Origin of the sequence: Wohlfahrtiimonas larvae (assembly GCF_002006755.1) — a bacterium.
Classification (GTDB): Bacteria; Pseudomonadota; Gammaproteobacteria; order Cardiobacteriales; family Wohlfahrtiimonadaceae; genus Wohlfahrtiimonas; species Wohlfahrtiimonas larvae.
This window is the reverse complement of sequence record NZ_MVDO01000250.1, coordinates 1-11006: the sequence shown is the minus strand read 5'-3', so window position 1 is coordinate 11006 and position 11006 is coordinate 1. Positions and strand designations below refer to the sequence as shown.

The following is an 11006-nucleotide window of genomic DNA, read 5'->3' as shown; positions in this document are numbered from 1 at the left end:
AAGATGTGTTCGCGAGTTTGAGGCATAGGACCATCAGCTGCTGAACAAACCAAGATAGCGCCATCCATTTGAGCAGCACCAGTGATCATGTTTTTAACATAGTCCGCATGTCCAGGACAGTCAACGTGCGCGTAATGGCGGTTTTCTGATTCATATTCTACGTGTGATGTAGAAATAGTAATACCACGTGCTCTTTCTTCTGGAGCTTTATCGATTTGATCGTATGCTTGAGAAGCACCACCAAAACGATCTGCACCAACTTTTGTCAACGCAGCTGTTAATGTTGTTTTACCATGGTCAACGTGACCAATTGTACCCACGTTTACGTGCGGTTTACTACGACTGAATTTTTCCTTAGACACAATATCACCTCAATTGTTAAAGAATGAATGAAAATAGCGCTATATTATAGCGCTATTTTTTTTGTTTGCAAACCTAAAATTAATTTAGATTAACCTTGGTTTTTCTTGATAATTTCTTCAGTTACATGATTTGGAGCTTCTTGATACTTAGCAAACTCCATAGAATATGTTGCACGACCTTGAGTTGCTGAACGCAACGCAGTCGCATAACCAAACATTTCTGATAATGGAACTTCAGCACGGATCAATTTAGAACCATATGCATCATCAACACCTTGCAAGTTACCACGACGACGGTTCAAGTCACCCATTACATCACCTAAGTAATCTTCTGGAGTTTCAACTTCAACTTTCATCATTGGCTCTAACAATACAGCACCTGCTTTACGAGCACCTTCTTTAAAGCCCATAGAACCAGCGATTTTAAACGCCATTTCGTTTGAGTCAACTTCATGGTAAGAACCATCGAACAATGTTACTTTTACGTCAACAACTGGGAAGCCTGCAAGAACACCATTTTCCATTTGCTCTTGAACACCCTTATCAACCGCAGGAATGTATTCTTTAGGAACAACACCACCAACGATTTGGTTAACGAACTCGTAACCTTCACCAGATTCTCTTGGCTCGATACGCAACCAAACATGACCGAACTGACCGCGACCACCAGATTGACGAACGAATTTACCTTCTTGCTCGATAGATTTCTTGATTGTTTCACGGTAAGCAACCTGTGGCGCACCAACGTTACACTCTACAGCAAACTCACGCTTCAAACGCTCAACGATAACTTCCAAGTGAAGCTCACCCATACCACCGATAATTGTTTGACCTGATTCATGATCAGTTGAAACACGGAACGACGGATCTTCTTGTGCCAAACGAGATAAAGCAAGACCCATTTTCTCTTGGTCACCTTTAGTTTTTGGCTCAATCGCAACAGAGATAACTGGCTCTGGGAATTCCATACGCTCAAGTGTAATTGTATTTGCTTGTTCACACAAAGTATCACCAGTTGTTACGTCTTTCAAACCTACCAACGCAACAATATCACCTGCACGCGCTTCATCAATTGGATCACGATCATTTGAGTGCATTCTAAACATACGACCAATTCTTTCAGAACGTGATTTAACAGGGTTATATACTGAATCACCCGACTTAATCACACCTGAGTACACACGAATAAACGTCAAGTTACCAACAAATTTATCATTGATAATTTTGAACGCCAACGCAGAGAATGGCTCATCATCAGTTGAATGACGCTCAGCAGGCTCACCATTTGGCAACTCACCTTTGATCGCTTCAATATCTGTAGGCGCTGGTAAATAACGAATTACGTTATCCAACATCGCTTGAACACCCTTGTTCTTAAACGCAGTGCCACATTGCGCAGGAACAATTTCAGAGTTCAACGTACGAATACGTAAACCTTTATAAATTTCTTCGATAGACAATTCACCTTCTTCAAGGTATTTTTCCATCATTTCTTCTGAGCTTTCAGCCGCCGCTTCAACCATAGCAGTACGGTATTCTTCAGCTTGTTCTTTTAAATGCTCAGGAATATCACGATATTCAAACTTCAAACCTTGACTTGCTTCATCCCAGTAAACTGCTTTCATCAACACTAGGTCAACAACACCTTCAAAGTTTTCTTCTGCGCCAATTGGAATTTGAAGAGGAACTACGTTTGCACGTAAACGCTCTTTCATTTGCTCCATTACACGGAAGAAGTCAGCACCTGTACGGTCCATTTTATTTACAAATGCCATACGTGGAACTTTATATTTATTTGCTTGACGCCATACTGTTTCTGACTGCGGCTGAACACCACCCACAGCACAGTAAACCATTACAGCACCATCCAATACACGCATAGAACGCTCAACTTCGATTGTAAAGTCAACGTGTCCCGGAGTATCAATCAAGTTAATCAAATGCTCTTGGAATTGATTATCCATCCCTTTCCACCAGCAAGTTGTTGCTGCTGATGCAATCGTGATTCCGCGCTCTTGCTCTTGATCCATACCATCCATTGTTGCCGTACCATCGTGTGTTTCACCGATCTTATGTGTACGACCTGTATAGAATAGGATACGTTCAGAAGTAGTAGTTTTACCAGCGTCGATGTGAGCACTAATACCGATATTACGATATCGATCAATTGGCATTGTACGAGCCATATTTATTTCCTTCTATTTAGAAAATTATCTTAAAAACGACGATGCGGCACCATCACTACTGACAGCACCGCATTACATTCATACTAAAAACACGCGATATTACCAGCGGAAGTGAGCAAACGCTTTGTTTGCTTCTGCCATTCTGTGTGTATCTTCACGTTTTTTCACTGCAGCACCACGACTCTCTGCAGCATCTAATAATTCTGCCGTCATTCTACGTGACATTGATTTTTCTGAACGCTTACGCGCAGCATCAATAATCCAGCGCATAGCCAAAGTATCGCGACGAGTTGCGCGAACTTCGATTGGAACTTGATATGTAGCACCACCCACACGGCGAGATTTAACCTCAACCTTAGGACGCACATTTTCCAATGCTTGATCTAATACAGCCATAGGATCTTCATGACCCTTCTCTTTAATACCATCTAAAGCGCCGTATAAAATGCTTTCAGCAACAGCTTTCTTACCAGAAACCATTACCATGTTCATGAATTTCGCCAACGTTTTGCTACCATAAACGGGATCTGGCAAAATATCACGTTTTGGGACTTCTCTTCTTCTTGACATGAGATACTCTCAACAAATACTAAATCCAACTAAAATAACCTTTTATAAAGAACAATTACTTATTCCTTAGGCTTCTTAGCACCATATTTTGAACGACCTTGACGACGTTTTGCAACGCCCTGCGCATCCAAAGCACCACGAACTGTGTGATAACGAACACCTGGAAGATCCTTAACACGACCACCGCGTACTAATACTACGCTGTGCTCTTGCAAGTTATGGCCTTCACCGCCGATGTAACTTGTTACTTCGAAACCATTCGTTAAACGCACACGACAAACTTTACGCAAAGCAGAGTTTGGCTTCTTTGGCGTAGCTGTATAAACCCTAGTACACACACCACGGCGCTGAGGACAGCTTTGCAATGCAGGTACGCCAGATTTTTCAGCTTGGATAGAGCGTGGACGACGCACTAACTGATTTACTGTTACCATTAAAATTCAATCCTATGATTATAAAAATTATACATAAGCCAATCTTGGATAAAATTATCCAAAGATGCGAGATTTTATAAGACTGTATAGAAAGTGTCAAGTTGAGTAACAATTAACTCGACCTTTTCTCGCAAATCCCCAAAGGGATAAATGATACTTTTTGGCCAACTGAACAGCCTTATCTGTTGGTGCGGACATCGTGACCAATATTGGAATTTTAATCGCTATAGTTTTTTGTACAATTTCAAAACTAGCACGAGAACTCATCAAAATAAATACACTTTCAACATTAACACCTGATTGCATCATCGCGCCAATTAATTTATCCAATGCAACATGGCGGCCAACATCCTCACGAGTTAAAATTATATCACCCTTTCTATCACATAGAAATGCTGCATGTGATGCACCTGTTTGCTGACCATATTTTTGAACATCATTGCTTTGCGATAAAGCATTTTGAATACTTTCATAAGTAATAGGCTCAACGGATGCTAATTCCACCAAAGTTTTTTCGACCAATGATAGATTTTCTACACCACAAACACCACAACCAGTTCTAGCGCTCATTTTGCGCTGATTCCCTTCTAAACGACTCATCAAAATGGGCTCAATTTCAATATGCAGCTCAACTCCCATATGCGTACATTGAACACTAACAGACAATATTTGTTGAGGTGATTGCACAATTCCTTCTGTTAAACTAAATCCATATGCCAAATCTTCTAAATCTGTTGGGGTACACATCATAACTAAATGTGGCACACCATTATAGATAAACTGAATTGGCTCTTCTGAGATCAGGCAATCATCTTTTTCATAGTGAGCATCACTGTAATAGCTCACCATCTGACATTTTTTAATCGCTTCCATAAAGTATCTCTATGAATAATTTTATATATTCTATCATTCTATAAAGTAATAACGGACTTTTTGATGCACATTGCAACCAACAAGCCACTGGTTTGCAATAATGAGTGGTGCTCGATACAAACATGGAATCAATTCAATCACAGTATCTGCATGCCGATATATAAATCCCAACAAGCGATCACCAAAAAAAGAGTCCCCATTTAAATACATACCAATAATACCTTGATTAAGTTGATCTTCATCATTGGTAGTAATAAAGAGCGCATTATTTTGTATCATCATGGAATGAAACCGTTGCCCACTTATACTTATTTGCCAATTGTGATTCTTAGAATCATTCATATTCATAGATTCCACTTGAACACGCTCATCTACAACATAATGATTTAACTGAAAAGAGAAAATCATATTGCTATCAAAATAAAGTTCTGCAATTGGGATCCATAAATGATCAATCATCAATGTTTGATCTATAGGGTTCTCAAAAATCAAAATAATTTCATAATGTTGCTGATGAATTCGCATGGCTTGATCAGCCAACAATGGTAATTCATCTGAAACCATTAATACAATATCCTTACTATTAATCCCATTCTCTAAGTGTAAAGTCCAAGTATCACCTACACTCAAAATATCCACTTGATAAGCACCATCATCTATTTTACTTTGCCAAACATCTTTAGACTGTAATTGATCAATGACCAAACGATCTTCTATATTATCCTCGCTCGCTAACCAGATACGAAATGATTCTTCAACCCAATAACAATGATCTGCCAACCGAGCCTTTTTAATAAAGACATCAGAATTATCAGATATATATGGAAAAGAAAACACATCACAACTCTGCCAATCATCAAACTGAAAATCTAATTCTCTATTACGTGAGGGTTGTAATAAATTTTCATGACCAGCATTTAATAATTTTTGTCGATTACTCACAGACTTCTTGGCCAACAACATATCTGAAAAATATTGCCGATTAACCACCATCATCATGCCAGCCAGCAAATATAGCGCCCCGATTATGATAACAATAATGACTAAAACATTACCTTGAGATCTTCTCATAGGTTGAATAATCTTATATAAAGCGTTTGAATCATTAGCCGATCTAGCGACAAATATGGCATCAATAAATTCAAGCTCAACATTTGCCAATCATCCATATTTTGGATACGCAATCCCATAACATTAGCAAAACGCATATAATTAGAACCATCTAAAAAATTATGGATTAAATAATATTGTCCTTTTTCATAGATCACATATATCAATGAACGATTAACTTTGTAATATTGAATATGCCGTTGAACATCTAGATACTGCTGAACATCGCTTTCCGTTTGTACAGTGACATGATATTTATCAAGCCCGATTTTTTGATATTGCCCTACCATATAATTATGACAATCTGTCATAAGCAAATAACCAATCTGCCCTTTCACTTTATCCACATTGAGAATCTCACCATCCTTTACAACCAAAGGAATTAGCTCAATCATCTCTAATAAATCGCTACCAACCAATGTTTTGAGCTGATAACTATTCAATACTAGATTAGGAAATTGCTGCTGAACATCTAACATTTTTTGGTTTTCCATCAAAGGGTCATCATTGGCATGATGCACGATTACCCGCTTCTGTTCAGTGACAAATGCTCTAATGGGGTGATCAAACTCAGTTGCTTGATAATTTAACCACTCCGGATTTAAACAAAGAGGATGAAAAATCGCTCGCCCTAAAAAAGATCGAAGATAACTTGCCACTTCCAAATAATCTTGTGATAACTCTAACTTAATAACTTCTTCATAACTCTTTTGAGATAATGCTAACCAAAAAACCATTAAAGATGATAATAACAATAATCCTATTGCCATGGACACCATGATCTCAATCAATGTCAATCCTATGGCTCTATGCATTAAAACTCCATAACATAATTTTGATCAAATTGATTTTCATCCGTGAGTAAGTTTTCTTGTTGCAATAATAACTCTCGGTTACTCATAATCATCATTTCATGATATTGATAGGCAACCATAACAACTCCGACTATAATAGCCAAAGCAACCATCACTTCTATTAACGTCATCCTCTCACCCATCACAACTTTTATAATTAAAAAATTTACATTAATTAACAGATATTTAACAATATATTTTTTCAATAGTTATGACCCGAAAAATTTTACATGTTGATATGGATGCATTCTTTGCACAGGTTGAACAAAGAGATTTTCCACACTATAGAAATAAACCACTTGTTGTAGGCTCTCCTGATGCGAGAGGAGTTGTTGCAGCTGCAAGTTATGAAGCTCGCCAATTTGGCATTTATTCTGCAATGCCATCATCCACAGCAAAAAAGAAATGCCCACATTTAATTTTCACACCACATAGATTTGATATCTATCGTGCCGTTTCACAACAAATCCATACAATTTTTTCAAGGTACACTGATTTAATTGAGCCACTATCCTTAGATGAGGCTTACCTTGATGTCACAGCCACAACGCAAGATGGACAATATGCAACAGAGATTGCCAAAAGTATTCAGCAGGATATTTATCTTGAGCTTCACTTAACATCTTCTGTAGGCGTTTCTTATAATAAATTCTTGGCTAAACTTGCTTCTAATATGCATAAACCTTTTGGCATTACAGTGATTACGCACAAAACGGCCACAAAAATATTAGAGCAACTGCCCATTGAAAAATTCTATGGCATAGGACAACAAACAGCGAAAAAAATGCACTCTTTAGGCATTAAAATTGGGCTAGACTTAAAACAACAATCTAGAGAGGCATTAAAATTATATTTTGGCAAATCAGGAGATTATTATTATCAATGTGTACGAGGTGAGGATAATCGCCCTGTCGATCCCATTCAAGAAACACAATCTGTCAGCGTTGAAAATACTTTTTCAAAAGATATCCAAACCATTGAAGAGATCCAAAAAGAAGTTGATATTCTTATCTCTACATTATTAGAACGATTAGCCCAAGATCCTTTTCATGGTAAAGGCATCGCAATCAAAATTCGTTTTGCAAATTTTGCGGTCATGACACGCAGTAAAACTTTTAGCACAGTTTTACCTTATGAATATACATTCATTCATCACTGCTTTTGGGAGTTATTTAATAGCATCCCCAAACATCCCATTCGCTTAATTGGCATCACAATCCAAAATCCTGATCCTTATTATGATCAGCAATTTAACCTGCCTTTTTAATTTGATGAAAGACAGCGACCAATGCGAGTAAATGTTGTTGTTTCAACATAATTAATCGCACGAGTATAAGGCTCTGTTGATAACTCTCTTACCAAGATATATTTATTATATGCTTTCTTTATTAAACTATAACTTTCAATCGTTCTGAGCTTATGTTCATCACACTTTAATACATAAACCTGACTATTACGCGTATTTTCTGCTGTCATGCGGCATTTTTGTTTATTTTCTTTAGCTTGCATCAACAATATTTGTGCAGAATAAATTGGCACTAACTCACTCAAAGTAAAACATTTTTGTTTAGAGCTCCGTCCATCTTTATCATGTTCTATATCTACACGCCACTCACCTTCTAACATAGGCAAGAAGGTTGGACTCAATGCTTTTGCAATACTAATATTATGTAAAATTGATATGGAACATACGACCATCCATACTTGAAAAACTATTCTACTCATATCTACAACCTTATTTTTATAATATCAATCACTTATCAATAGATATGCCAATTAAAATTCTTGGATATTATAACAATAGCAAGCTTCCACATCCATTATATTATGGATACCTTGAACTAAAAATTTACAAAAACTGCGTTATATCAATATTAAATATTTTTCATGTGATTTAAGTATTCTTGTGCCCAATCATGCGCAGTTTCATGCCAATCTTTCTGAATACCAGCCCAATATGATTTTGCTTTCTCTGAATCACCTTGATTTGCAGCTAAGATGCCCAGCTGTAATTGAGCCCAAGCATAATTGGCATCTGTTAATTCTCTTGTAATTATTTGCCAATAGCGCTCTGCTTCTTTTAAATTAGCTTTACTCTTTTCTAATTTACCCAAACAATATAAAGCTTGACCATAGCACCACTTACTAGCATCCGCATCAATGTTTTTCCAATGAATTTCAGCTTGCGCTTCATCACCTTGATTCATGGCAAAATCAGCTAAATAGAGTTGCGCCCAAGCATAAGTATTGTGATCCCAATCTTTTTCAATTTTAGACCAATAAACTACGCCTGCTTTTTGATCATTACGCTGGTCTTCCAATTCGCCTAAATTAAATAGTGCCTTTGCATAACAACGCAAATCCCAATCCTTTTGGATGGCTTGCCAATACATAATCGCCGCTTCATCATCACCACGATTAACTTCTAATTCACCTAAATTCAATTGTGCTTGTGCATAGCAAGATTCGCTCCAAGCCAACTCAATAGATTGCCAATATTGAATTGCCATATCCAATTGACCTTGCTCTTCTGCCAAATCACCCAAATATAACTGAGCTAAAGCATAAATAGCTTCATCCCATTCTTGATAAATGCCTTGCCAAGCTTTTTGAGCTTTCTCAATATTATTATTGGCAGAATATGCCATGCCCAACAAAATCAACTGTTTTGCTGAGTTGAATGGGCGATCTGTTTCAATAGAATTCAGCAACTCAATGGCATCATTAATATTTTGCTCATTTAATAATGTTTCTGCGCCATACAATAATTCATCAACCGCTGAATGCATCTATTCTCTCCTTTATCAAAATCACAGCTATTCTACGCTATCTTGCATTAATCATGTACGATATAACCATATCACTACATTTTAAATATGCGTTTACCATAAAAGATCGAACACTTCACAAAAATAAACAACGCAACAATCCCAACAATTATATCTTCAAAAATTTCATTCATATTCACAGCGATCAAAATAGTTTTAACGATACCCGCTACGACCGCAGCCGCAATTGCTGAAAATGGTATCGATAAAACAAAAAGAAAAACTTTCATTATAATCATGCATATTTCCCAACTTTCACATAATACTATTATAATCTTTATTTTTTATATCAACACATCGGCGCTTATGACAGAATCCCTAAAACCTTTTCACTTTTTAATTCATGATGATGACAAAGCATCATTCTTCTTTATGTCAGATGCTTTTTATAATGATCCAATCATGGATATTTTAGAAGCACAAACAGGCACAAACCGTGATTATTTTAATGGTTATGCTTGGCAAAAAGTTGTTGCTAAATTCATTGAAGAGAATTTCAGCGAATCCGCCCACTTAATCGAATTCGATCCTGAAGCAGATATGTTCTCAGCTTATTCTACAGATGTAGAATTATTAAAAGCTGTTGCGATTGGGTTTCGTGAAGAAATCAAAAAACATGAACATATTCATATATAATTCAAAAGCTTATACAGGCAAAAAATGATACTATCAAATGCTGAAATCAAATACATCAATACAGCACCATATTCCGACAATACTACTTTCAAGAAACAAATTGAAGAATGCTGTCTTTGGCTACAATCAGAGCTAGGCATTCCTTTAAGAGGAAGAATCCAAGAATATCAAAAACACATAAAATGGTATGAAAAAAATAGAGGGAACTTTAATGATGATATGTATTACTGTCTCCAATCGTTTTTTGAAATGAATCAAATTGTAGAAGTACATAAATACTTATCAGATATTTCCGGGTCAAGCATTCAAAGACAAAATAGCCAAAAATGGCGATGATCATGCACGAAATTTTTTATTTGAACTAATAGTTGCTAGCGAGCTAAAAAAGACAGCAATTAATGATCTAAATTTAACTCAAAGAGCTGATATCATCAGCGCTGAATTTAAATCAGTTATAGAATGTAAGCGAGTACAATCAGAGATACAAATAATACCAAATGTAAGCAAGGCCATATCACAATCAAAAAATGATATGCTGACCTATGAAGATTTATTTGTTTTTATAGACATTACGGAAATCCACCCATCATCAAAATCGATCATTACAATAAATGAGACTGGCTCTCCTTTTTCTCTAATGCCACCTACAAGTGGAACAGAACTTAATGAGAAATTTATAGATCAAATGAAACTCTTTGTTTCCACAATAGCTCACCCAACCTTACTTAATGATCTACAAAAACTTTGCCAAGAAAAAACCTTTGGCATTGTGTTAAATTATAATGCTATTGGATTTCATGTAAATATCGTACAAGAGCGATTAGCAGTTGCTAATTTGAAATATTTCATCCCTAATAGTGAAAAAAATCTTGATCAAATTAAAGAAACTCTCAATGGCTATTTTATGAATTTTACTACAATAACAGAGTAAAACATCTTGAAAAATAAACCGAGCATAGCTCGGTTTATCTTTTCTAATTTAGGTTAATTCAGCAATTAAACTGAAACATCCACCAATTTGAATTGTTTTACATCAAATAAGCCATTCGATGTTAATTTCAATGCAGGGATTACTGGCAATGTCATAAACACCAATGTCATCAATGGATGGAACTCATGTGACAAGTTGAATTTATCACGCGCTGTGATGATC

At 36.4% G+C, this 11006-nt stretch carries 15 protein-coding genes; 3 read left to right on the top strand and 12 right to left on the bottom strand.

What is annotated here, in order from left to right:
• From BZK14_RS12800 to BZK14_RS13145, 8 genes are all read right to left on the bottom strand, one after another.
• Nucleotides 1–362: GTP-binding protein (locus BZK14_RS12800; RefSeq protein ID WP_171973737.1), on the bottom strand; the 362-nt coding region annotated here is incomplete at its 3' end.
• An 89-nt stretch (nucleotides 363–451) separates the two neighbouring features.
• Entirely contained in the window at nucleotides 452–2548 is a 2097-nt protein-coding gene (gene fusA, locus BZK14_RS12795; RefSeq protein ID WP_077926851.1) for an elongation factor G, read from the bottom strand.
• Nucleotides 2549–2647: 99 nt separating this feature from the next.
• Nucleotides 2648–3118, bottom strand: coding sequence for a 30S ribosomal protein S7 (gene rpsG / locus BZK14_RS12790; protein ID WP_077926850.1), 471 nt, complete (start codon nucleotides 3116–3118; stop codon nucleotides 2648–2650).
• Between the two features lie 59 nt (nucleotides 3119–3177).
• Nucleotides 3178–3552, bottom strand: coding sequence for a 30S ribosomal protein S12 (gene rpsL / locus BZK14_RS12785; RefSeq protein WP_077926849.1), 375 nt, complete (start codon nucleotides 3550–3552; stop codon nucleotides 3178–3180).
• Between the two features lie 96 nt (nucleotides 3553–3648).
• Nucleotides 3649–4425, bottom strand: coding sequence for a formate dehydrogenase accessory sulfurtransferase FdhD (fdhD, locus tag BZK14_RS12780; protein WP_143691481.1), 777 nt, complete (start codon nucleotides 4423–4425; stop codon nucleotides 3649–3651).
• Between the two features lie 33 nt (nucleotides 4426–4458).
• Nucleotides 4459–5496 carry a hypothetical protein gene (locus BZK14_RS12775; protein ID WP_077926848.1) on the bottom strand — a complete coding sequence of 346 codons (1038 nt, stop codon included), beginning with the start codon at nucleotides 5494–5496 and terminating at the stop codon, nucleotides 4459–4461.
• Nucleotides 5493–6350 carry a PilW family protein gene (locus BZK14_RS12770; protein WP_077926847.1) on the bottom strand — a complete coding sequence of 286 codons (858 nt, stop codon included), beginning with the start codon at nucleotides 6348–6350 and terminating at the stop codon, nucleotides 5493–5495. Before BZK14_RS12770 ends, BZK14_RS12775 begins: the two co-directional genes overlap by 4 nt.
• On the bottom strand, nucleotides 6350–6520 hold the full coding sequence (locus BZK14_RS13145; protein WP_171973736.1) for a prepilin-type N-terminal cleavage/methylation domain-containing protein: 171 nt from the start codon (nucleotides 6518–6520) through the stop codon (nucleotides 6350–6352). The genes BZK14_RS12770 and BZK14_RS13145 overlap by 1 nt, the downstream gene beginning before the upstream one ends.
• Before the next feature lie 80 nt (nucleotides 6521–6600).
• Between BZK14_RS13145 and dinB the strand changes: the two genes are divergently transcribed.
• Nucleotides 6601–7656 carry a DNA polymerase IV gene (gene dinB, locus BZK14_RS12765; RefSeq protein WP_077926846.1) on the top strand — a complete coding sequence of 352 codons (1056 nt, stop codon included), beginning with the start codon at nucleotides 6601–6603 and terminating at the stop codon, nucleotides 7654–7656.
• On the opposite strand, the gene BZK14_RS12760 is transcribed toward dinB, so the two are convergent.
• From BZK14_RS12760 to BZK14_RS12750, 3 genes are all read right to left on the bottom strand, one after another.
• Nucleotides 7653–8114, bottom strand: coding sequence for a hypothetical protein (locus BZK14_RS12760; RefSeq protein WP_077926845.1), 462 nt, complete (start codon nucleotides 8112–8114; stop codon nucleotides 7653–7655). The two genes, dinB and BZK14_RS12760, sit on opposite strands and share 4 nt — an antisense overlap.
• Before the next feature lie 149 nt (nucleotides 8115–8263).
• On the bottom strand, nucleotides 8264–9178 hold the full coding sequence (locus tag BZK14_RS12755) for a tetratricopeptide repeat protein (protein ID WP_077926844.1): 915 nt from the start codon (nucleotides 9176–9178) through the stop codon (nucleotides 8264–8266).
• A 74-nt stretch (nucleotides 9179–9252) separates the two neighbouring features.
• Entirely contained in the window at nucleotides 9253–9456 is a 204-nt protein-coding gene (locus tag BZK14_RS12750) for a hypothetical protein (protein ID WP_077926843.1), read from the bottom strand.
• A 67-nt stretch (nucleotides 9457–9523) separates the two neighbouring features.
• On the opposite strand from BZK14_RS12750, the gene BZK14_RS12745 reads away from it, so the two are divergent.
• Both BZK14_RS12745 and BZK14_RS12735 read left to right on the top strand, forming a co-directional pair.
• Entirely contained in the window at nucleotides 9524–9853 is a 330-nt protein-coding gene (locus BZK14_RS12745) for an Imm51 family immunity protein (protein ID WP_171973735.1), read from the top strand.
• A gap of 532 nt (nucleotides 9854–10385) precedes the next feature.
• On the top strand, nucleotides 10386–10784 hold the full coding sequence (locus tag BZK14_RS12735; RefSeq protein WP_077926840.1) for a hypothetical protein: 399 nt from the start codon (nucleotides 10386–10388) through the stop codon (nucleotides 10782–10784).
• Nucleotides 10785–10849: 65 nt separating this feature from the next.
• Here the strand turns inward: BZK14_RS12735 and BZK14_RS13140 are convergent.
• Nucleotides 10850–11006 (bottom strand): adenine deaminase C-terminal domain-containing protein (locus tag BZK14_RS13140; protein WP_143691479.1); only part of this gene is annotated, 157 nt, incomplete at its 5' end.

Excerpts from the sequence above, each read along its gene's own strand:
- BZK14_RS12745 (WP_171973735.1), top strand. The coding sequence starts at position 9,524 with ATGACAGAATCCCTAAAACCTTTTCACTTTTTAATTCATGATGATGAC.
- BZK14_RS12760 (WP_077926845.1), bottom strand. The coding sequence starts at position 8,114 with ATGAGTAGAATAGTTTTTCAAGTATGGATGGTCGTATGTTCCATATCA.
- rpsL (WP_077926849.1), bottom strand. The coding sequence starts at position 3,552 with ATGGTAACAGTAAATCAGTTAGTGCGTCGTCCACGCTCTATCCAAGCT.
- fusA (WP_077926851.1), bottom strand. The coding sequence starts at position 2,548 with ATGGCTCGTACAATGCCAATTGATCGATATCGTAATATCGGTATTAGT.
- BZK14_RS12770 (WP_077926847.1), bottom strand. The coding sequence starts at position 6,350 with ATGCATAGAGCCATAGGATTGACATTGATTGAGATCATGGTGTCCATG.
- BZK14_RS13145 (WP_171973736.1), bottom strand. The coding sequence starts at position 6,520 with ATGACGTTAATAGAAGTGATGGTTGCTTTGGCTATTATAGTCGGAGTT.
- rpsG (WP_077926850.1), bottom strand. The coding sequence starts at position 3,118 with ATGTCAAGAAGAAGAGAAGTCCCAAAACGTGATATTTTGCCAGATCCC.
- BZK14_RS12750 (WP_077926843.1), bottom strand. The coding sequence starts at position 9,456 with ATGATTATAATGAAAGTTTTTCTTTTTGTTTTATCGATACCATTTTCA.
- fdhD (WP_143691481.1), bottom strand. The coding sequence starts at position 4,425 with ATGGAAGCGATTAAAAAATGTCAGATGGTGAGCTATTACAGTGATGCT.
- BZK14_RS12755 (WP_077926844.1), bottom strand. The coding sequence starts at position 9,178 with ATGCATTCAGCGGTTGATGAATTATTGTATGGCGCAGAAACATTATTA.
- BZK14_RS12735 (WP_077926840.1), top strand. The coding sequence starts at position 10,386 with ATGCTGACCTATGAAGATTTATTTGTTTTTATAGACATTACGGAAATC.
- dinB (WP_077926846.1), top strand. The coding sequence starts at position 6,601 with ATGACCCGAAAAATTTTACATGTTGATATGGATGCATTCTTTGCACAG.
- BZK14_RS12775 (WP_077926848.1), bottom strand. The coding sequence starts at position 5,496 with ATGAGAAGATCTCAAGGTAATGTTTTAGTCATTATTGTTATCATAATC.